This window comes from Amycolatopsis samaneae (assembly GCF_039541975.1).
Lineage (GTDB): Bacteria > Actinomycetota > Actinomycetes > Mycobacteriales > Pseudonocardiaceae > Amycolatopsis > Amycolatopsis samaneae.
This window is the reverse complement of sequence record NZ_BAABHG010000002.1, coordinates 464303-484995: the sequence shown is the minus strand read 5'-3', so window position 1 is coordinate 484995 and position 20693 is coordinate 464303. Positions and strand designations below refer to the sequence as shown.

Annotated in this window: 24 protein-coding genes; 19 read left to right on the top strand and 5 right to left on the bottom strand. The window is 68.9% G+C overall.

Going from position 1 to position 20693, the window contains the following annotated elements:
- The first annotated feature begins 8 nt into the window (after nt 1–8).
- Nucleotides 9–452, top strand: coding sequence for a phage terminase small subunit (locus ABD987_RS05440; protein WP_345387572.1), 444 nt, complete (start codon nt 9–11; stop codon nt 450–452).
- On the top strand, nt 445–2118 hold the full coding sequence (locus tag ABD987_RS05435) for a Terminase (protein ID WP_345387570.1): 1674 nt from the start codon (nt 445–447) through the stop codon (nt 2116–2118). The genes ABD987_RS05440 and ABD987_RS05435 overlap by 8 nt, the downstream gene beginning before the upstream one ends.
- Before the next feature lie 51 nt (nt 2119–2169).
- Here ABD987_RS05435 and ABD987_RS05430 read toward each other — a convergent pair whose 3' ends face one another.
- Entirely contained in the window at nt 2170–2517 is a 348-nt protein-coding gene (locus ABD987_RS05430; protein WP_345387568.1) for a hypothetical protein, read from the bottom strand.
- A 92-nt stretch (nt 2518–2609) separates the two neighbouring features.
- On the opposite strand from ABD987_RS05430, the gene ABD987_RS05425 reads away from it, so the two are divergent.
- The 8 genes from ABD987_RS05425 (at nt 2610) to ABD987_RS05390 (ending at nt 7817) form a co-directional block, all read left to right on the top strand.
- Complete coding sequence (locus tag ABD987_RS05425; RefSeq protein ID WP_345387566.1) at nt 2610–3950, top strand: phage portal protein; 1341 nt, start codon at nt 2610–2612, stop codon at nt 3948–3950.
- Nucleotides 3951–3953: 3 nt separating this feature from the next.
- On the top strand, nt 3954–4718 hold the full coding sequence (locus ABD987_RS05420) for a VG15 protein (protein ID WP_345387564.1): 765 nt from the start codon (nt 3954–3956) through the stop codon (nt 4716–4718).
- A gap of 135 nt (nt 4719–4853) precedes the next feature.
- Nucleotides 4854–5318: a hypothetical protein gene (locus tag ABD987_RS05415; RefSeq protein WP_345387562.1), complete on the top strand. Its 465-nt coding sequence runs from the start codon at nt 4854–4856 to the stop codon at nt 5316–5318.
- Between the two features lie 54 nt (nt 5319–5372).
- Nucleotides 5373–6266 carry a major capsid protein gene (locus ABD987_RS05410; RefSeq protein ID WP_345387560.1) on the top strand — a complete coding sequence of 298 codons (894 nt, stop codon included), beginning with the start codon at nt 5373–5375 and terminating at the stop codon, nt 6264–6266.
- Nucleotides 6263–6736: a hypothetical protein gene (locus ABD987_RS05405; protein ID WP_345387558.1), complete on the top strand. Its 474-nt coding sequence runs from the start codon at nt 6263–6265 to the stop codon at nt 6734–6736. The genes ABD987_RS05410 and ABD987_RS05405 overlap by 4 nt, the downstream gene beginning before the upstream one ends.
- Entirely contained in the window at nt 6733–7074 is a 342-nt protein-coding gene (locus tag ABD987_RS05400) for a hypothetical protein (protein WP_345387556.1), read from the top strand. The genes ABD987_RS05405 and ABD987_RS05400 overlap by 4 nt, the downstream gene beginning before the upstream one ends.
- Before the next feature lie 3 nt (nt 7075–7077).
- On the top strand, nt 7078–7401 hold the full coding sequence (locus tag ABD987_RS05395; RefSeq protein WP_345387554.1) for a hypothetical protein: 324 nt from the start codon (nt 7078–7080) through the stop codon (nt 7399–7401).
- The gene (locus ABD987_RS05390) at nt 7398–7817 is read left to right on the top strand and encodes a hypothetical protein (RefSeq protein WP_345387552.1); all 420 of its coding nucleotides are present in this window, start codon (nt 7398–7400) and stop codon (nt 7815–7817) included. The genes ABD987_RS05395 and ABD987_RS05390 overlap by 4 nt, the downstream gene beginning before the upstream one ends.
- A gap of 4 nt (nt 7818–7821) precedes the next feature.
- On the opposite strand, the gene ABD987_RS05385 is transcribed toward ABD987_RS05390, so the two are convergent.
- Nucleotides 7822–8505, bottom strand: coding sequence for a hypothetical protein (locus ABD987_RS05385; RefSeq protein ID WP_345387550.1), 684 nt, complete (start codon nt 8503–8505; stop codon nt 7822–7824).
- Nucleotides 8506–8659: 154 nt separating this feature from the next.
- On the opposite strand from ABD987_RS05385, the gene ABD987_RS05380 reads away from it, so the two are divergent.
- Nucleotides 8660–9304, top strand: coding sequence for a phage tail tube protein (locus ABD987_RS05380; protein ID WP_452039172.1), 645 nt, complete (start codon nt 8660–8662; stop codon nt 9302–9304).
- An 11-nt stretch (nt 9305–9315) separates the two neighbouring features.
- Here the strand turns inward: ABD987_RS05380 and ABD987_RS05375 are convergent, their stop codons facing one another.
- The gene (locus ABD987_RS05375; RefSeq protein ID WP_345387546.1) at nt 9316–9549 is read right to left on the bottom strand and encodes a hypothetical protein; all 234 of its coding nucleotides are present in this window, start codon (nt 9547–9549) and stop codon (nt 9316–9318) included.
- Nucleotides 9550–9657: 108 nt separating this feature from the next.
- Here ABD987_RS05375 and ABD987_RS05370 point away from each other — a divergent pair, with 108 nt between their 5' ends.
- From ABD987_RS05370 to ABD987_RS05350, 5 genes are all read left to right on the top strand, one after another.
- Nucleotides 9658–9936, top strand: a complete 279-nt coding sequence (locus ABD987_RS05370) for a hypothetical protein (protein ID WP_345387544.1) — start codon at nt 9658–9660, stop codon at nt 9934–9936.
- 161 nt (nt 9937–10097) lie between these two features.
- Nucleotides 10098–10343: a hypothetical protein gene (locus ABD987_RS05365; RefSeq protein WP_345387542.1), complete on the top strand. Its 246-nt coding sequence runs from the start codon at nt 10098–10100 to the stop codon at nt 10341–10343.
- A gap of 326 nt (nt 10344–10669) precedes the next feature.
- On the top strand, nt 10670–13597 hold the full coding sequence (locus tag ABD987_RS05360) for a phage tail protein (protein WP_345387540.1): 2928 nt from the start codon (nt 10670–10672) through the stop codon (nt 13595–13597).
- Between the two features lie 42 nt (nt 13598–13639).
- Entirely contained in the window at nt 13640–16435 is a 2796-nt protein-coding gene (locus tag ABD987_RS05355) for a hypothetical protein (RefSeq protein WP_345387538.1), read from the top strand.
- Between the two features lie 88 nt (nt 16436–16523).
- Nucleotides 16524–16934 (top strand): hypothetical protein, encoded by a 411-nt coding sequence (locus tag ABD987_RS05350; RefSeq protein ID WP_345387536.1) that lies wholly within the window; start codon nt 16524–16526, stop codon nt 16932–16934.
- A gap of 12 nt (nt 16935–16946) precedes the next feature.
- Here the strand turns inward: ABD987_RS05350 and ABD987_RS05345 are convergent, their stop codons facing one another.
- Entirely contained in the window at nt 16947–17252 is a 306-nt protein-coding gene (locus ABD987_RS05345; protein ID WP_345387534.1) for a hypothetical protein, read from the bottom strand.
- A gap of 12 nt (nt 17253–17264) precedes the next feature.
- Here ABD987_RS05345 and ABD987_RS05340 point away from each other — a divergent pair, with 12 nt between their 5' ends.
- Genes ABD987_RS05340 through ABD987_RS05330 form a run of 3 tightly spaced genes read left to right on the top strand, consistent with a single transcriptional unit; the run spans nt 17265 to nt 18725 of the window.
- Entirely contained in the window at nt 17265–18212 is a 948-nt protein-coding gene (locus ABD987_RS05340; protein WP_345388265.1) for a glycoside hydrolase family 25 protein, read from the top strand.
- 44 nt (nt 18213–18256) lie between these two features.
- Nucleotides 18257–18544 (top strand): hypothetical protein, encoded by a 288-nt coding sequence (locus ABD987_RS05335; protein ID WP_345387532.1) that lies wholly within the window; start codon nt 18257–18259, stop codon nt 18542–18544.
- The gene (locus tag ABD987_RS05330; RefSeq protein ID WP_345387530.1) at nt 18537–18725 is read left to right on the top strand and encodes a hypothetical protein; all 189 of its coding nucleotides are present in this window, start codon (nt 18537–18539) and stop codon (nt 18723–18725) included. Before ABD987_RS05335 ends, ABD987_RS05330 begins: the two co-directional genes overlap by 8 nt.
- Before the next feature lie 68 nt (nt 18726–18793).
- Here ABD987_RS05330 and ABD987_RS05325 read toward each other — a convergent pair whose 3' ends face one another.
- A complete protein-coding gene (locus ABD987_RS05325; protein ID WP_345387527.1) occupies nt 18794–20470 on the bottom strand; it encodes a recombinase family protein in 1677 nt (558 codons plus the stop codon).
- Nucleotides 20471–20693: the final 223 nt, after the last annotated feature.

The following is a 20693-nucleotide window of genomic DNA, read 5'->3' as shown; positions in this document are numbered from 1 at the left end:
GGTGAGCCGTGGCGATCACCGGCCGCCCTCCCTCGGCGAACCCCCGCAACCGCAACCCGAAGTCCTACGACTGGACCTCGATTGAGGCCGTGCCGTTCGACGGCCCGTCACCGGACCTGCCGCGCAACGGCCGGAAGCGTTGGCACGCCGAAACACTCGCCTGGTGGGAAGCCGTCCGCCGGATGCCCCACTGCCGCTTGTGGACGGAAACCGACTGGCGGGTCGCGATGGAAACCGCCGTACTGGTCGATGCGTTCTGGCGCGGAGAAGCCAACCGCGCCGCCGAGCTGCGGCTCCGCGCCGCAAAGCTCGGCCTCACCCACGAGGACCGGCTCAAGCTGCGCATCCGCTACACCACCCCCGGCGAGGACACCGACGCGCCCGCGACCCCGGACCCGGCGGCGGTGACCCGGCTCGACGAGCGACGCAGGAGGCTGGGCAGCGGTGCGTGAGCTGGTCTACGCCCCCGGCCACGACCGCGCCTGCTCACTCGGCTGGCTCGCGGCGGCCTGGACCGAGCACTTCACCGTCCACGGCCCCGGCGACGTCCAAGGCGATGACGTCGACCTGGACGACGAGTTCGCCGGGTTCCTCATCGACGCCTACGCGCTCGACCGCACCGGCCGCCGCCTCTACAGCCGGGCGGTGCTCTCCCGCGCGAAAGGCCGCGCCAAGTCCGAGGTCGCCGGGTTTGTCGGGCTGTTCGAGGCGTTCGGCCCCTGCCGGTTCGCTGGGTGGGCCGAAGGCGGCGAGACCTACCGCTGGCACGGGTTCACCTACGCCTACGCGCCCGGCGAGCCGATGGGGCAGCCGCTCACGTACCCCTACATTCGTTGCCTGGCAACGGAAGAGAGTCAGACAGGCAACACTTACGACGTCATCCACTTCAATCTCACCGAGGGACCACTCGGCGAGGACCTGCCGAAGGACGCCGCCGGGCTCACGCGCGTGTTGCTGCCCGGCGGCGGGGAAATCGTCCCGTCCACCGCCAGCTCGTCCGCGAAAGACGGCGGCAAGGAATCGCTGGCGATCTTCGACGAGCCGCACCTCTACATCACGCCCGTGCTGCGCCGGATGTTCAAGACCGTGGACCGCAACTTGCGCAAGCGCAAGGCCGCGCAGCCCTGGGGGCTGCTGACGTCCACGATGTACCAGGCCGGTGAGGACTCGATCCTGGAAGCGCTCGACCGGCAAGCGAAAGCGATCCGGGAAGGCCGCACCCGCTCGGCGCGGCTGCTGTGGGACCACCGCGAAGCACCCGCCGAGGTCGACCTCACCGACCTGGACCAGATGGTGGCGGCGCTGCGGGAGGTCTACGGCCCCGCCGCCGACTGGATGGATCTCCCCGGGATCGTGGAAAACGAATTCTGGGACCTCACCAAGGACACCGAAGAGTCCCGCCGGTACTTCTTCAACCAACGGTCGTCCGCGGCTACGGCGTGGGTCACTGCGCCGGAGTGGTCCGCCTGCCACGCCCCGGACCGGCCCCCGCTGGTCGACGGCGACACCGTGGTCATGTTCTTCGACGGCAGCAAGAACGACGACGCCACGGGCCTGCTCGCCGTGCGCATGTCGGACGGGCACGCCGCCGTGCTGCACTGCCAGGAGAAGCCCGAAGGGCCCGCCGGTGCCGGCTGGGAGGTCGACCGGGCGGCTGCCGACCTGGCGGTCCGCACCGCCTTCGACCGCTTCGACGTAGTGGGGTTCTTCGCCGACGTCCGCGAGTTTGAGTCCTACGTGGACACCTGGGGGTTCGAGTTCGGGGACCGGCTGCTGGTCGATGCCACCACCGGCCGCAACCGCGCGGCCGTGGCGTTCGACATGCGCGTCAAGACCCCGGAGTTCGGCCCGGCCGTGGGCCGCACGCTCGCCGAGATCCGGCAGAAGGCCCTGACCCATGACGGAGACGCCCGGCTTACCCGGCACGTGCTCAACGCACGCCGAAGCCCCAGCCGCTACGGCGTGCTCATCCGCAAGGAGTCCCGAGAGTCACCGCACAAAATCGACCTCGCCGTCTGCCTCATCGGAGCTAGGCATGTGCGGCGCCTGGTGCTCGCGTCCCCGGAGTGGGCAAAGCGTGGACGCAGGCGCACCGGTCGATTGCGAGTATTCAATTGACCTCAAGAGGTAGGCAAATAGACCGCCATCACCACTCTTCGGAAGATGTTTTTAAAGCTTTCCCCACGGGTAATTTCTTTCTAAGTCCTGCTTCCACAAATACCATTCGGCTGTGCCCACTGGTGGCGCAATACCTGAGACGCTCCTTGCATTTCGAGCCGCCTTCCTGCGTCGGGGCTCGTCAGCCTGATAAATCATAAATGGCACCGCTATTGCTACACCGAGAACTGAAAGAAGCAGAATCCAAACTATTTGATGCACTTCGTTTAGCTGTGCAGCTGCGGCGACGATGCTTCCTGAAATAGCACCAAATATAACACCCACAACTACACCGAGGATGACCATAAAAAGTAACCCGATCTTCTCTCCGGTTGTTCGCGGTGGAAGCTTCGTCCCCATGGCGCTGACCCGCCTTCTTCGATCTTGAAATCGCTACGTCGGCTATAAGTCGCGGCTTGACAAGTGCTTGTTACGTCGCGCACAGAGGGGAGGTGGTCAAACTGCCTTCGTCACCTGTGCAAGCCGTCGATATCGCTCGCCGGATCGAAGCCGTATGGCCGGACCAAGGCCGAAACGAGCGCATCCACCGCTACGTCAAGGGTGATCATGATTTGCCGTTCGCGCCGCGTTCGGCTCGTGCGGCGTACCGGTGGATGCTGGACCGGTCGCGCACGAACTGGTGCCGCCTGCTCGTGCAACTCCTGGCGCAGAACCTGTTCGTGGACGGCTACCGCGCGCTGGGTGACGACCAGGCGGACGAGCCGCTGGGGTGGTGGCATTGGCAGCAGAACGGCATGGGGCGACGCCAGTCCGCGGTGCACCGCGCCATCTTGAAGTACGGCCATGCCTTCGCCACCGTGCTGCCCGGCGATCCCGTCCCGGTGATCCGGGGTGTTTCGCCGCGCAATCTGACCGCCGTCTACGCCGACGAAGCCGACCACTGGCCGATCTACGCGCTTCAGCGGAAAACGTCGTGGGCACCGGACGGCCCGCGCCAGGTCTACCGGCTGTTCGATGACCAGGCCGTTTACACCCTGGCGGAGAACGAGCCGGGGAAGGGGCCGGGCTATCTCGACCACGCTGAGCATGGGCTCGGCGTGTGCCCGGTGGTCAGGTTCCTGGACGAGGACGACCTCGACGGCGACAGCCCCGGCGTGGTCGAGCCGGTGCTGGATATCCAGGACCGACTGAACTACCAGACGTTCCTGCTGATGACGACCGGGGAGCACGGCGCGCACCGGCAGCGCTGGGCCGCCGGGTTGGAGCTGGACGACGACGAGGAACCGCCGATCGGGCCGGACAGGCTACTGCACTCCGACTCGCCGGAAACCCGGTTCGGCACGTTCGAGTCCACCGACCTGTCCGGCTATGTGGCCGTGCTGGAGCAGATCCTCCGACACCTCGCCGCGATCACCCAGACCCCCGCGCACCAGTTACACGGGTCGCTGGCCAACATCGCGGCCGACACGATCGACGCCGCCGACGCGGGCCTTCAAAACCGCGTCGGCGAACGCAAGACCGCCTACGGCGAGTCGTGGCAGCAGACACTACGGCTGTCCTGCCTCGCGGCCGGGGATGAGGCCGGGTGGCTCGACACCACGGCCGTGGCCCGCTGGCGCGACACCTCGACCCGGTCCCTGGCCGCCGTCGTGGACGCCTGGGGCAAGGCCGTGCAGATGCTCGACGTTCCGCCGCGCGCGACGTGGGAGCGCCTGCCCGGCGTCACCGATCAGGACGTCCGCCGATGGGAACACATGCCCAGCCCGGTCGATGGTCATGCGCTGCTGGCCGATTCCCTGGCCCGCGCCACCACCGACCCGGACGGGAGGTGAGCCGTGGCCACCACCCCGGCAGGGCGAGCGGCCACCACCCGGCATCGGCTCGCGCAAGGCCGCCTCGCCTCGCGCGCCGTGGCCGAAGTGCTGGACCTCTGGCGGTCGCTGGACCCGCTGCGGCTGACCGATCAGGCGTGGATGAGGCCGATCCTCGCCACGCTCGCACGGCACCGCGAGGACTCCGCCGAACTGGCCGCCGACTACTACCGGACGTTCCGGCGGGCCGAGGTGCCCGCAGCCCCGGCGTTCACGCCGCGCTCCGCTGCGGCCGGCACTTCCGCGCCGTGGCGGGACCGCGCGGTGACGTCCCTGCGCGTGACCGGAACCCGCGCGGTCACCCGGCTGTTGCTGGGCGGCCTGGCCCCCGAGGTCGCGCTCGACCGGGCCGGTCCGGGGGTCGCGGCGGCTTCGTCCCGGCACGCGCTCGCAGCCGGTCGCGCGGTGGTGGACACCGCGCTGCGCGCCGACCCGGCCGCGCGCGGCTGGCTGCGCGTCACCGCCGCCGATCCATGCTGGTGGTGCGCGATGCTCGCCAGCCGGGGCGCGGTCTACCTGTCGCGCCGCTCGGCCGGAACTCGAGGCGGCACCGACGAGCCTTACCACGACGGGTGCGGCTGCCAGGCCGAACCGTTCTTTCGCACCGCCGTGCTGCCGGGCACCTCCCAGCGCTTCGCCGCTGTGTGGGCCGAGTCCACCAAGGGCCTGTCCGGCGCAGCGGCCCGCCGCGCGTTCCGGCGCGCGCACGACGCCGCCCGCAATGCGTAAGCGCTTCCCCCAGACTGGCCGCCCGCCCGGATTCCCAGGACAGCCCCTCACAGCCACTCCGTGCTGTCCCCGCGAGGAAACCGGGCGGGCGACCCTCCACCCGCACCTACCCGTCCCTTTTGGAGGTCCGTACCCATGACCGACCCGAGCCCGGCCGAGACCACCCCGGCCGCGCCTGCCGCGCAGCCGGAGCCCGACACGTCCACGCCCCGGCCGGCCGTGGCGGTCGAGCAGCCCGCCGAGCCTGCGGAGGTGGCGACGCTGCGCGAGCAGGCGCAGCAGCTCACCGCGCAGGCCGAGGCCGCGCAGCAGCGGGCCGAGGCCGCCGAACTCGACCTGGCCCGGCTGACCGTCGTCCGCGCGGCGAACCTGCCGGACGCGCTCGCGGCCCGGCTGCGCGGCACCACCGAACAGGAGCTGGCCGCCGACGCCACCGCGCTGGCCGAGGTCATCTCCGCACTGGTCACCGCCGCTGTCCCGGCTCCGCGGGCTCCGGCGGGACGGCCGCCGGTGGAAACGCTGCGTCCGGCTGCCAGCGCCCCGGCCGAGCCGGTGACCGACACCCCCGAGCAGATCAGCCGCCTGGTCTGGGGCAAGTAACCAGCACCCCGCGTCCCTTTCCCACCGTCCCCTTGTGGAGGATCACCACCGCCTATGGCCAACCATTTCCTTACCCCGAAACAGATCTCGGCCGCGTCCATCGCGGCACTGACTCAGCAGACCGTCCTGGCCGGAACGACCTGGCGGGACGCCGAAGCCGACTTCACCGGCAAGCAGGGCGACACCGTGACCGTCCGCACCGAAACCGTGGTCGGTCCGGCCCGCACGTTCAACCGGGCCGAGGGCAAGCCGATCGTCGTCGACGACGCCGACGAGAAGTCCGTTGACGTCAAGCTGGACACCTACCTGTACAAGGGAATCAACCTCCCCGACGAGCAGTTGACCTTGCAGGTCAAGGACTTCGTGAAGCAGGTCGCGACCCCGCAGGCCAAGAGCGTGGCCACCGGCGTGGAAACCATGGTGGCCGCGCAGATGAACGCGCTGACCTCCAGCCTGACGGTCAAGGGTGACGGCAGCGACGTGCACACCCAGATGATCAAGGCCCGCGCGATGCTCAACAAGCAGGGCGTCCCCTTCGACCAGCGGTGGTTCGCCGTATCGTCAGAGGTGGAATCCATGCTGCTCAACGACCCGCAAAAGCGCCTGGTCCCGGTCGACGCCTCCGGTTCACCGCAGGCGCTGCGCGAGGCGATCATCGGGCGTCTCTACGGGTTCACCGTGCTGCCGAGCAACTACCTCGCCGAGGGCAGCGCCGTGGCCTACCACCAGACCGCGTTCCCGCTCGTGACCCGCGCGCAGGAAGTCCCGGCCGGAGCGACGTTCGGGCAGGCGATGACCTACAACGACTTCGCCCTGCGGCTCATCCGCGACTACGACCCGAACTTTCAGCAGGACCGGAGCGTGGTCTCGACGCTGGCGGGCGCGAGCACCACCCTGGACGACGGCGCGGTCAAGCGCGCCGTGCGGATCACCACCACCGCCGCGTGACCCAAGCCGCGGAGCCGGAACCGCTGGCGACGCTCACGCAGCTCAAGGCCCGCCCCGGAGTCACCATCACCGGCCCCGACGCCGAGGCTCGCGCACTGACCGCGCTGGTGGACGCCTCGAACCTCGTGCGCGCCGAGCTGCCGCCCGACCTGCTCTCGCCGACCGTCCCGCCCGCCGTCGTCACCGTCGTGTGCCAGGCGGCGCGCCGGGCCGTGCGCAACCCCGAGGGCTACCAGAGCGAGACCGCCGGGCAGTACACCTACCGCTACGGCGACGACACCACCACCGGCGTCTACCTCACCGACGCCGAACACAAGGTCCTGCGGCGCGTCGGCCGCCGCAGCGGCCTGCGCTCGGTCCGCACCCCCTACGCCGCCGAACCCGACAACGCGCCACCGCGCACCCTGCCCGTGCTCAACCCGGACGGCCAACTGGCCGAGCCCTTCCCCTGGGACGAACCGCCGCTGTGAACCTGCCGCACCAGCTCGTGGTCATCAGCCCCCGCGAAGTCACCGACGCCTACGACAACCCCACCCCGACCCTGGACTACGGGCCCGATGCACCCCGCCGCGCCGTCGCCGGGCTCCTGCTGCCCCGCGACTCGGTTCGCGCCAGCCGCACCGACCCCACACCTGGGCGAGCACCGGTCACCAGCGGCTGGTGGCTGCTGACCACCGACCCGATCCACCCGCGCGAACGCGTCGTCCACGACGGCCGCACCTTCACCGTGGACGGCGAACCCGCCCGGTTCGCGCCCCATCCCGGCCTCGTCCACTACGAAACCGTCCTGACCCACACGGAGGGCTGACCCTTGGCGGTCCCGCGCATCTTCGGGATCACGATCGACTCAGACGGCGCGCGCGAACTGCTGAACTCCCCGGAGGTCGCCGAGGCCATCCGCGCCGCCGCGCACCGGGTGGCCGCCACCGCCGACGCCCAAGGCCACCGCGTCAAGAACAAGGAACGGCTTCCGGTCACGGTCGTCACCGAGGACCCGACCGACCGGGTGTCCGCCACAGTCGCGATCGCCCACCCCGCCGGGGTCGGCATGGAAGCCCGCTACGGCCTGCTCAAGCGCGCGGCCGAGGCGAACGGGTTCGAGGTGACCGGGCTCGACCCGGACGAGGCCGGGTGAGCCCGCTGGTACCGGTCCCGCTTGACGCGGCCGAACTCGTGGTCCGTCGCCTGCGCGTCCTGTTCACGGCGGTGTCCGATCCGGCTGTCGGCGGGGTGAAGATCTCCACCGAGACCGGGCGCGGCACGGACGGCGGTCCGCCGTCGTTGCCGTGGCTGCTGGTCGCCGAGGACGGGCACAGCTGGGACTGGCCCGCCGTCCAGCGCGCGGTCATCCGGCTGACCTGCTGGCACCGCGACACCCACGCGGCGAAGCACCTTGCCGGGGTCGCGCTCGGCCTGCTGTGTGCGCCGCAGTCAGCCACCGCGTTGCTCCGCGGGGAACCCGTCGCCGCGCCCGTCGCTGGACTCGATCCCTACACGGCCGCGCCGCTGGCAACCGCCGCCGTCACCGTCTACGCCCGGACACCTGCATAGGGCCTCAAGGTTCCTGCAAACGGAGTCCCGGTCTAACAGTCATTGCATACCGACGCTTGAGCTCGTCCAGCCCGCCCGAAAGTGCGAGAACTAGTTCCCCGTTGTCATGAAGCATAACCAATTCTTTATAGACTTCTTCGGCCAAGTCGCCGAGTGAGCGCAGGTTTACCCATGTCGCATTGAGCAGTCGGACATGATTCAGGTCCCCGTCCCATCGTTGCGGCGGAAGTTTGACAATTGGCCCAGTTTCGTCGGCGTCGTTGAGCATGAAGTGATGGGTACGACGTTCGCGGGCTTGTTGGCTCCCTGTCGCAGGAACGTTCACTAGCGAGAAGTCATGAACGAACGAACAACGTAAGGAGTAAAGAGCGTCCCGCTCGACCTCGCCGATTTCCGGAGCAAAGTACTGTAGCGTTCGAATGAAGGGCTGGCCCGCAAGTTCGATCGCATGCGCCGGTTTGAATACGCTGCCGACAAGGTCGAACATCGTCATATATCCGACGGCGCCCAGCCAGCAGCCCACGCGCTCCACCTCTTCCGGTTCAACCTCCCCGGTATTAAGGTTACGTCCTGTTGCCTGTCTCGCATCGCGCAGCACGGCAATTAGACAGGAAACCCAATGCGCTCCGCCCTGCGGCGGACGATACTTAAGAAAAGCCGAGATCGTCTCTCGCTCTGTCCAGTCCACGCTTCCCATGCACATTGGTCGCCCATTGCTTATCGAGCGTTGCAGCCATGAGAGATTCGTTACTCGATTGTGCGCAGATCATAATCTACTGCACTCAGAAACCGCACGTTCGGAAGAGTGCCGCGAATGATCATTCTTGGAGGATTCCCTTTATATGGCAATTAATTCCGCGCTCGTGCGCGTACCTGGCACAGGCGAAGTGTCGATCGCCCCGGCCGACACCCCGGAACCGCCCGACGCGACCTCTCCTCTGGCAGCTCCCTGGACGGGACTGGGACTGACCACATCGGACGGTACGACGCTGAACCGGAAAGTAGAGCGCGAGGGCACCGAGCACTGGCAGCAGCTCACGCCCGCCCGCTACATCTACAAGTCCCTGGAGTTCACCGTGGCGGCGGTGTTCCAGGAGACCAAGGGCGAAGTGCTGTCCGCGTACTTCGGCGGGATGAAGTTCGCCGCCGTGGGCACCGGCACCCCGAAGAACTACCGCGCCGAGATCAGCGCCGTCCCCCGTGGTGACGTCCGCGCGCTGTGTATCGACTGGACCGACACCGTGTCCGACACCGAGATCTACAGCCACCGGCTGTGGCTGCCGCGCGCCGAGGTGTCCGAAACCCAGGACACCCAGTTCAGCCGCGTCGCGGAAAACCGGTGGGGCATGACCTTCGCCGCTCTCGCACCACCGAAGGGGAAGACCTTCGTCGCGGTGTGGCTGACCAACGACCCCGCCGTGCTGATGGGCGCACCAGCGGTTGCCACCGGCCTGCTGGACGTGATCAGCGAGGACACGCCGACCTGAGACCCACGTATTCACGGCAGCAGACCGACGTCATGCAGCTTGAGGGCAGCAGTAAGCACCCCTCCAGCGCCAGTTCCTGTCCCCAGCACGAGCTTCAGCACGCGGTAGGCCATCTCGCGCCTGGGCTTGTCGGTCACAAACAGGGCGACCGCGGAGGCCGCCCCGCTCACAGTGATGACGAACAGCGCGAACAGCCATATCAGCCATGCCCACATCCGCATCGCTCCTTTCGGCTGCTGCTCCAAGCACTAACAGGGTCACACGCAAGCAGGGGGAAAGTTACAAAAACCTTCATCTTGGCGAACCTGAGAGCCAAACGTTCCATCCATACCTCACCTGAAGGAGCCCACTTCATGGCAACCCGTCAGCGCGCGGAAGCGACCGGCAAACCCGCCTCACCCAGCGCGGATCTGGCCGTGTCATGGCGTGGCAAGCGGTTCACCCTGCCCAGCCCAGCCGAGTTCCCACTCGAAGCGCTCGAAGCCGAAGAAGACGGCAAGCACCTGACCGCCTTGAAACTCATCCTCGGTGCCGACCAGTACGCCACCTGGCGCGGCCTCGCGAGCACAGCCGCGGACGCCGAGGACTTCTCCGCCGTGGTGATGAAGGAGCTGGGCCGGGGAAACCTGTAACGGTCGCCGCACTCCTCGCGGACGAGGCGACCGCGGAAGCGCTCGAAACGGACCTGCTGCGGTACGGCGTCGATCTGCTCGACCTCTACCGTGGCGCCCTGTCCTACCGGCGGGTGTGCGCGCTAGTCGCCCACCTGCCCGATGACGCGGCAGTCTGGCGCGTGCTCGACCCGCGCGGCGGTTGGACCCGCGCCGACCTGCTGGCCTCAGTCACCGAACGACGACTCACCGCGCTGTGGGCCGTCGTCGCAACCGCACTCGGCCAGGAGGTCACCGACGCCCAACTCGCCGACCCCATCGAGGCGTTCAACAGCCCACGGACCTTGGCCACCTCCCAACAGCCGGATATCCCGGTAACGGAGCCGACGAGTCTGCGTGAGATCGCGATGTGGATGCGTAACGAGTAGGTCAGCAATGGCCCTGTTGGAGGCAGAAGGCTTCAAGGCACACACTCTCCTCTAAGTGACAAGTGGGCAGGGATTCGTAACGGCGTCTCGGCTGTTCACAGCGAGTTAAGCGCCTCATCGTTCCAGGTGAAGGGTACCGGGAACTGGTCGCCGAATCGCTAAAGAGCGTCCACTCGGGTGGTCTTTCAAAAAGTCTTTCGCTGCGTGTATGCGAAGGACCCATCTTTGCGTCCTAATGCGTGAGGGAACTGTTCTCGGTAAAGGTAGGAACAGTTCCCTGCTCTCAGACGCACTTCCACCAAAGAGTCAAGTGGAGGTGATCGTCTGTGGCGACGGTCGGTCACGCCTACTTCAAGCTGCTGCCGAGCCTGCAAGGGCTGGGCCGGGAGATCCGGGACCAGGTTCGGCAATCCGAGCGGGAAGCTCCTGCGATCACCCTGGCGGCGCAGGTGCAAACGGCGCTACTCCGTGAGCAGATCCGCGCCGCCGCGCGGGAGGGCAACGACAGCGCGGTCCGGCTGCTGGCCGAGCTGGACGCCGCCCCGGCGGAGACGCGGTTTCAGCGGCTCGTTCGGGAGCTGAACGGCCGGTCGGTCTCGCTCAAGGTCGTGGCGGACAAGTCGCTGGGCTCGACCGCGCGCGGCCTCGGCGAGCTGAACGACGGGCTCAACCGCACCACCACCCAGTTCACCGCGATGACGTTGTCGGTGGGCGCGTCGGTGCTCAAGTATGCCGCGCTGGCCGCCGCCGTGGGCCAGGCCGTGACCGTGCTCGGCGGCCTGGGCTCGGCGGCGGCTACCGCCTCGGGATCGTTGTTGGTGGTGCCCGCGGCCGGCATCGCCGCCGCTGCGGCGGTCGCCACGTTGAAGCTCGGGGTCGAGGGCTTTTCCGACGCGCTCAAGGAGACCGACCCGCAGAAGTACGCCGAGGCGATCGCGACGTTCCCGCCGTCGATGACGGCAGCCGCGAACGCGGCCCGCGCGCTGCGGCCCGAGCTGATCGGGCTGCGGCAGGTCGTCCAGCAACGGCTGTTCGCTGGGGTCGCGGGAGAGATCACCGTTCTGGCGGGCACCTATCTGCCGTTGCTGCGCGCCGAGCTGGGGCAGATCGCGGGCGGGCTGAACGCGGGCGCGCTCGGGTTCGCCACGTTCGCGCGTGAGGGCCGGACCGTCGCCGACGTCCGCGTCATCCTGGACAACACCGCACAGTCTCTGGGCAACGCCTCGGCCGGAGTCCGGCCGCTGCTGCAAGCCTTGCGGGACATCGCGGCTGTGGGCTCGGAGTTCCTGCCCGGGTTCGGTGTCGGGTTCGCCGAGGCCACGCAGCGGTTCGCGGACTTCATCGCCGCAGCTCGGGAGTCGGGGAAGCTACGCGAATGGCTCTCGGCTGGGCTGTCGGCAGTCGGGGACCTGGTGACCGTGGTCGGCAACCTGGCGAAGATCATCGGCGCGGTCTTCTCCGCTGCCAACGCATCAGGCGGCGGGCTGCTGTCCACGTTGGTCTCGGTCACCGATCAGGTGCTCGCGTTCGTCCGCTCCGCCGAGGGTGCGGGCGCGCTGTCGCAAGTCTTCACCGGACTGCACGCGATCTTCGCCGGGCTGCTGCCGGTGCTCGCCGCGATCGGCCAAGCCATCGTGACCTCGGTCGCCCCGGCGATTGCACAGCTCGGCCCGATCCTGGGCAGCGCGTTCGCCGCGCTGGCTCCCGCGATCGCACCACTGGGCCAGATCCTCGCGTCCCTGGCCCCGGTGCTCGGCGCGGCGGCTCAAGCGCTGGTCGCGGTGCTCGTTCCAGCACTGGCCGCGTTGGCGCCGATCGTGTCCGCGCTGGCCCCGGCGCTGACCCAGGTCGTGGGTGCGCTCGGTGGCGCGCTCGGCGCGGCCATCACCGCGATCACGCCCGCGCTGGTCCAGCTCGCGCAGGTTCTCGCGCCGCTGATCGAAGGGTTCGGCGGCCTGCTCGTGCAGGCGCTGCAAACGGCGGCCCCGGCGGTCGCGCAACTGGTCTCCGCGCTGACACCGTTCATCGCGCAAATCGGCGGCGCGCTCGTGCGAGTGCTGACCGCCGTCATGCCGCTGGTGTCCGCGCTGTCCGGGATCTTCACCTCGGTGCTGCTGAACGCGCTGAACGCGCTGATGCCGGTGCTTCCGGTCATCGTCGGGACGATCCAGCAGCTAGCCGACGTCGTCGGAAGCGCCCTCCAGGTCGCCGCTCCGGTGCTCGCTCAGGTCGGTGGACTGCTCGGGCAGATCGCCGGACAGGTCCTCACCGCGCTGCTGCCGATCCTGCCGCCGCTCGCGCAGGCGTTCCTGTCGATCGTGACGGCGCTACTGCCGATCATTCCGCCGCTACTGCAAATCGTGTCCGCGTTGCTGCCGCCACTGCTCAGCCTGGTCACCGCGCTGCTGCCGGTCATCACCCAAGGCGCCGGGTTGTTCGCGCAGCTGGTGACCGCGATCGCTCCACTGATCGTCCAAATCGGACAGATGCTGATGCCGGTGATACAGGCGCTGTTCGATCTGGTGAAGCCGATCTTCGAGGGCATCGTGGCGGTCATCTCCGGGGCGATGCGCTACATCTCCGGCGTCATCGACGTGGTGATGGGCGTCCTGACCGGGAACTGGGATCGGGCGTGGTCCGGGCTGAAGAACATGCTCGGCGGGATCTGGGACATGATCAAGGGCATCGTCAGCAATGCCCTGAAGTTCCTGGGGAACCTGTTCGTGGAACTGCCAGGCAAGCTCCTCGGCCTGCTCGGCGACCTCGGCGGCCTGCTGATCGACGCCGGGAAGAACATCATCCGGGGCCTGATCAAGGGACTCACGGCCGGGTTCGGCTGGGTGAAAGACAAACTCGGCGAACTGACCTCCTGGATCACCTCGTGGAAGGGACCGCCCTCGCGGGACAAGGTCCTGCTGACCGCCAACGGCAGGCTGATCATGGGCGGGCTGCTAGCGGGCCTCCAGGACGGCGAACCACAGATCCGGGACTACCTCACCGGCCTGACCGAGGCGCTTCCGCTCGACGTGAGCGGCACGGTCACTCCCGGCTCCGCGGTATCGCCTGCTGGCGGGGCCACCGCGTCGGCCCGCCGCTGGCCGGCCACGTCCGGGCCGGGTGGCGCGACCGGCGACGCCGGGAACGTCACGGTGGTCATCGACGCGTCCGGCCTGGACCGGCACCTGACCGCCTGGCTGCGCGGCGCCGTGCACGCGCAAGGCGGCGGGAACGTCCAGTTGGCGTTCGGGCACTAGTCCGAGCAGCCGCCACCCGAGCAAGGGAAGGAGGTCACCGCCATGGGGGATGTGGTGGACGTGCGCGTGGAAGCCGCGTTCGACGCGCCAGCGGTGGTGAATCCGGTCTACTGGTCGTGGACGGATCTCACCCCGGATGTGCTGTCACAGGCGATCGCGATCAGCCGGGGACGGCAGGACGAGGCCGCGCACGTCGCGCCGTCGTCCTGCCGTCTGACGCTGGACAACCGGTCCGGTGCCTACACCCCGGCGCATCCGGGGTCACCGCACTATCCGAACGTCGTGCTCGGCACGCCGTTGCGGGTGAGCGTGCCCGCCGGGCGGTCGTTCCTGACCGTGCCACGTCAGGGCGCCGCTGCCTGCGCAGACCCGGCGGGCTCGGCGGTCACGGGGGACCTGGACGTGCGGGTGGAAGCCGCGCTGGATTCCTGGGCCGGGGTCATGCTGGCCGGAAAGTGGGACGCCAGCGGCGGGAAGCAGTCGTGGGCGTTGGGCACGACTGCGGATGAGGATCTGCTGTTCGTCTGGAGTGCTGATGGAACGGTGCCGGTGCCGTACTTCGCGCCGTTCCCGGCGCATCTGCGGCGGCGGCACCGGGCGGTGCGGGTGTCGCTGGTGGCCGACGACGGGCACGGCGGCCTGGTGCTCACGCTCTACGCCGCGTCGTCGATCCGCGGGCCGTGGACGGTGGCCGGGCAGGTCGCGGCGCCGATCACGACGTCGTTGTTCGCCAGCGACGTCCCGATCCGCGTCGGCCAGCTGTCCGGCGTCGCGGGCTCGCTGCTGGACGAGGTCCACCGTGTCGAGGTCCGGCGCGGCGCGGGCGGCCCGCTGGTGGCCGCGCCGGACTTCACCACCGTCGCAGCTGGTGCGAGCGCGTTCACCGACGCGGCAGGCAGGGCCTGGACGGTCGAGGACCGCGCGGCGGTGGTGGACCGGCTGGTCCGGTTCTCTGGGTTCGTCGCCGAGTGGGCACCGTCCTGGCCGCACGGGGACCTGTCCGACCCGGCCTCGGGTGACCCGGGTGAATCGGTGGTGCAGGTGACCGCCGCAGGCGTGCTGCGGCGACTGGAGCAGAACAAGACCGTCCCGGCCTCGCCGATGCGCGCCGAACTCCAAGGCGCTAGGCGGCTGCCGCCGCGCCACTACTGGCCGTGCGAGGACCCGGCCGGGGTGAAGAAGCTCGCCCCGGCCGAAGGTGCTGTCCCGCTGTCCCCGGCCGGGGACGTCACGTTCGGGGCGGTGTCCGATGTGGACGCGTCTGGGCCGTTGCCCGCGTTCCGTGCCGGGCAGGCCTCGGCGATGTTCGCCCGCTACGCCGACGTCGGCGAGTACACGGCGTTGTTCCTGTTGCGTCTGCCCGCCGACGGGGTGAAGGCGCCGGACACCCCGGTGATCACCCTCTACGGCCTCGGCTTGGGAGTGGCCGCCTACTACTCGGTGGAGACGCGGCCGGACGGTGCGCTGCGGATGCGCACCCGCAGCGCGCTCGGCGGCGACCTGGAAGTCGTGCCCTACTACCCAATCCCCTTTGGCCTCAACGGGGTGACGGTGCTGTGCCGGTTCAGTCTCCGCCGCGATGGGGACCGCACCACCGCCGCCATCTCCGTGTATCACGAGAACGCGCCCTACGGGATCGGCTACACCACTCCGTTCTCCACGCTGTACAACCCTCCGCAGGGAATCGTCATCGGTGGCGGCTGGTGGGTCGGGCAACCCTCCGGGTTCGCCGACCTGAACGGGACAGCGATCGGGCATCTCTTCTGCGACAACGCGGCCTGGGACGTGGACACCGCGATGGTGAACGCCGCCCGCGGCTGGTCCGGCGAGACCGCCGGGTCCCGGCTGCTGCGGCTGTGCGCGGAGAACGAGATCCCGCTGGCGCTGGCCGGGCGCGCGATCGACACCGAACCGCTCGGCGCGCAACGTGCCGGGACGACGCTGCCGGACCTGCTGCGCGCCTGCGCGGAAGCGGACGGCGGAATCCTGTCCGAGACCCGCACCCTGCCCGGGTTGTCGTACCGCACCCGGATGTCCCTCTACAACCAGCCGCCCGCGCTCATCCTCAACGCCGGGGCCGGGGACCTGGCGCCGGGGTTCGCGCCGGTGCTGGACGACCGGTCAGTGCACAACGACGTCACCGTGCGCCGCACCGGCGGCGGCACCTTCCGCTACGTCGACACCGCGCACGTGCGGGCCCGGGGCCGCTACGACGCCCAGGCCGAACTGAACGTGGCGCGTGACGCGCAACTGGCAGATATCGCCGCGTGGCAGGTGCACCTGGGCACCGATCCTGGGATGCGTTACCCGCAGGTGACGCTCGCGCTCACCGTCAACCCGGCACTGCTGCCCGCGTGGTTCGACCTTGACCTTGGCGACCGCCTCGACGTGACCGAGCTGCCGCCGCAGCACCCGCCCGGCCCGGTCGGGCTGCTCGCCCAGGGCTACACCGAAACCCTGCGCCCGTACCGGATCGACGCCGAGGTCAACGCCTCACCCGCCGCACCGTGGCAGGCCGCGCAGCTGACGCCCGAGCCGGACGGCGAACCCTCCCGCGCCGACACCGACGACGCACAGCTCACCACCGCACTGGACGCCACCACGACAACGTTCCAGGTGCGCACCACCCGAGGTCCACTGTGGATCACCACCGCGACCCACCCCTCGCAGTTCCCGTTCCTGCTCCAGGTCGGCGGGGAAACCATGCGCGTCACCGCCATCACCGGAACCGCGTCACCGCAGACGTTCACCGTCGCGCGCGGCGTCGACGGACTGACCCGCTCCCACGCCGAGGGCAGCGCGGTCACCGTCGCGCCCGCGCCGGTCGCCGCCCGCTGAACACCGGCTCCATGAACGCCAGGGAGGTTCGATCCCGATCACACCGTGGCGGGCGGGGGAAGTCATCACCGCCGCCCGCCTCAACCAGATGACACCCAAGATCTACAAGACCGACAGCATCGACGGGGCCGAGATCGGCCAGTACGAAAGCATGGTCCTGTCGACCATCGCCATTCCCGACCCGGGGTATCCCTACCAGCTCACCTTCAGCGGGCAAGCGTGGATCTCGCAGGGCAGCCCAACCGGAGTTGACCTCGTGGTCAAGGACGGCCCGACCGTCGGCGGCGCGAACCTGTCGGCCATCACTTCCATCAACGGTGGGTTCGTCGGCAACCAGGGCGGGCGCCTCGTCCACCCGATCACCGGCACCAGCGGAACCCTCACTGGCACCCGCACCATCAGTCTGTGCGTCATCAAATGGGCAGGCGGCCCCGGCGACGGCTGGCAACACGGCGGCTCCGCCTACACCAACGTCACCGCACTGCTGACCGCCGCGTGAAAGGGAGGTGGCTCACTGACTCCTGACTGGCTCACCGCACTGGCCGCCGTCCTCGGACCCACCACCGGCCTGCTGACCGGGCTCCTGGCCGCCCGCCGCGCGGTCCGCACCGCGCGCACCGCCAGCGACCAGCAGGCGCTGACCGCCCTGCACACCGGCTATCAGGCGCTGCTGGAGGACCGCGCCACCCACACCCGCGATGTCCTGGCCGAACTCGCCGCCGTGAAGACCGAACTCGGCGCGCTGCGCGCGGAGAATGCGCGACTCCTGGTCGAGGTCGGCGCGCTGCGAGCGCAGCTCAAAACCCCGATACAGCACGGAGAATGACCACTGACCGACTACGGTATTGACGTCTCGAACTGGAATCCTGTCACCGACTGGCGAGCAGTGCGCGGCAACGGAGTGTCGTTCTGCTCGTTCAAGCTGACCGAGGGCACAGGATTCACCGACACCACCAGCCCCGGCCGCGTCCCTCTCGCCCGAGCCGCGGGGATCATCCCGGGCGGCTACCACTTCGCCCGGCCCGGCGATGTCGCCGGGCAGGCTGCGCGATTTGCCGGCCAGCTCCGCGCCACCGGTCTGCTCGACGCTGGCGCGCTCGCCCCGATGCTCGACGTGGAAGCCGCAGGACTGCGCGCTAACGCGAACGGGTTCGTCCGCGACTTCATCCGGCACCTGCGCGCCGAGACTGGCGTCCGCCGGGTGCTCGTGTACGCGAACGCCAGTTGGTACAGCCAGGTCCTGCGGCCTGACGAGTGGGCCGACGACGATGTGTGGTTGTGGGTCGCCCACTACAACGGCGACCCCGGGCGCCCTGGCTGGGCACACCCGCGGCTGGCGCTGCACCAGCACACCCAGAACGGGACCGTCCCCGGCATCCCCGGTTTTGTCGACCGCAACGCCACGGTGGGCGGGCACACCCTCGCGCAACTCATCCTCGGCGGCGCCTCGCCGTCACCGAACCCTTTGGAGGACACCAGCATGCTTGCCCCGGCGGGCACCGACGAACACGCGGACATCATCGTCAAGGACAGGACCAGGCTCTATGTCGCGTGCTCGTGGGGGCAGACCGTCGACGTCAGCGCGATCCTGTTCTACGGCGACACCAACCCAGACGGGTCCGCCCACGGCGTCGGAGGCGGATACAACGGTTTCGAGCGCGGCGAGGTCTGGCGTTTCGACCCGAACCGCCCGGGGCCGGTGGAGGTGCCCGCTGGCGCCGCGATGGCCACCGTCCGCTACACCGCCGCCCATTCCTTCGGCCTCGGCGCCGCCTGACCTCGGCTCCTTGAGTCGTACCTCACCCGGAAGGAAGTACTCGCTTGACCACTCGTTTTCCGTTGCGCGTCGCCGGTTCCATCGTCGGAGGGCTGACCGCGCTGGTGTCCGGCCTCGTCGGGTCCGGGCTTGTCACGTCCGACCAGGGCAACGCCGTGACCGGTATCATCACGGCCGTGATCACCCTGCTCGCCGCGTTCGGCGTGGTCGTCTCCGCCGAACGGAAGGTCACTCCGCTGGCCGACCCGCGCGACCGGCACGGTGACCCGCTGGTGTCGTCACCAGTACGTGAGCAGGCCAAGCCGTTGGACTGGGGGAACTTCGATGCCTGACACCACGACCGGCCCGGTTCCGCTGGACCCGCGTTCCGCGTTGACCCCGGCCGAACTCGCCGTGGTCCGCGAGGCCGCCGCAGAGGACGCGCAGGAGCCGTTCACCGATGACCAGCGCGACCGGTTGCGGCAGATCTTCGGCCCGGCCGTGCGACGGATGCGGACCGACCCGCAGAACTAACGCAGACGACAGCGGCCCCGGTGCTCACATTCGAGCACCGGGGCCGCTTTCCGTCGTTCCTGGGCCGGTCAGGCCGCGCTGTCTACAAGGGCGGCATCGTCCCGCAGAATCGGTTCGTCCACTGGGGCCGCGTCGTCTACCAGGGCTGCGCCGTCCACGCCAGGGATCGGTGCGGGCCGTCCCAGCCACGCCATGGCGATGGCGTTCGGGTTGAACGGAGCCCGGCCAGCCACCGTAGGCAGCAGCCGGGGCCGCACGACTGCGCGCAGGACCGCCCGTTTCTGGGTAATCGAGAGCGTTTCCCAAACCTCGGGTGCCTGCGGGCCGACCAGCTCTGCCACCACCGGAGACACTCCGATCTGACGGGCGCGTTCCTCCGCCGCTTCGATCTTCGGCAGGAGCTTCGCCTCGATCCGTGCCAACCGCTCCGGCGACAGCTCGCCGTCTGCGGCCTTGTCGGTGAACCCGTCCAGCCGTGCGCGAAGTTCCTGCGCCGTCTTGACCGCCTCGGTTAGTTCCTTGGCCTGTCCCTCGTACCGGAAGAACTCGCGCGCCACATCCGAGGCGAGCCGGGCGAGCAACCGCTCGACCACCACCGAATCGGTCTTCGCCATGTTTCTGCTCAAGTGCCCGACCTTGCACCGGTACACCAGGTGCCTGGCGGGCTTGGCGCTGGTCACCGGTTCGTCACACACGCTGCATAGCAGGATTCCTGAGAGCAGGTACTTCACCCGGTCCCCGTCTCGAACGCTGCGCCGCGCGGGATCACCCAGCTTCGCCACCACCTCGGCGTGCTCCGCCTCGGTGATGATCGCGGGCCACGTCCCCTTGCCGATGACTTTCCCTCGGTACACCCGCAGACCGGCAAGTGCTGGGTTCAACGCGATGTTGCGCGTCTTCGATGCGTTCCACTTGCCCGGCATCGGGTGGGTCCAGTGGCCCCGGTTCATGTCCTTGGCCACCTGAGACGGCGACTCGGTGCGCACCTTGACCAGCGCCTCATATGCCGAGTCGAGCTGTTCGGGCAACAGCGCGGCGGTGAACTTCGACCAGCCTTCGGGGTCCTGGGACAGGGCGTGCAGCTTGCGCACATGATCGGCGCGCCACCTGGTCGCCCGCGCGCAGGGGATTCCGCGGCGCTCCAGGTCCTTCGCCAGTGCTGTTTCGTTTCCGGTCTCGGTCAGGGTTAGCACGATCTCCCGGGCGTAGTCGCGGGTGCTCTCGTCGATCTCCCGGCCAGCTTCGCCGGTGTCACGGTCGTAGACGATGCGGTATCCGTAGGACAGCGGACCGGCCCACATTCCGCTCATGGCCCGTGCTTCCACGCCGCGTAGGACGCGCTTGCGCAGCTTCTCCGACTCGCGTTCCGCGTCTACCGCGTCCTCGGCGACACGCATCCGGTCGTCGGGGTCCTGCATGTCGTACAGCCGGTCGTCGTAGGCCCAGAAGCCGCCGACGTCTTCCAGGATCTTCCGCAGCCGTACGAACGTGCCCAACTCGCGTTGAGCACGCGAGTTCTCCCACGTCCACAGGGTGTTGGCCTCACCGATTGCGAGAAGCCGAAGCGCTTCCTCGTAGTCCCCGCGCGTCTCGGTCGCGTACCGGCTCGCGGACAAGTCGTTGTCGACCAGCACAGCGACCACTACGGCCCCAGCCTGCTGACACCAGCGTCGTCCGATTTCTATCTGCTGGGCAATCGAGACCTTACGGCCCTTCCCATCGTTCGAGGCACGTGCGTAGATCACGACGGACAGCCGGAGGTCACCCTCGCTGGCCGCATCGGATACCCGACGATTCAGCGCTCTCCTCACCTACAACCCCCAGCGACTCGACACAGACCCTGCCGCACGGGCAGGAACCTGCCGTGCCGATCAATCCTAGTTGTGAAACCGCAGGTCAGCGACCATTTTTCGGTCTCGGGAGCGTTGGCAGCCTGTCCGTAATCCCCGGCCAAGGCCGGGACACGGG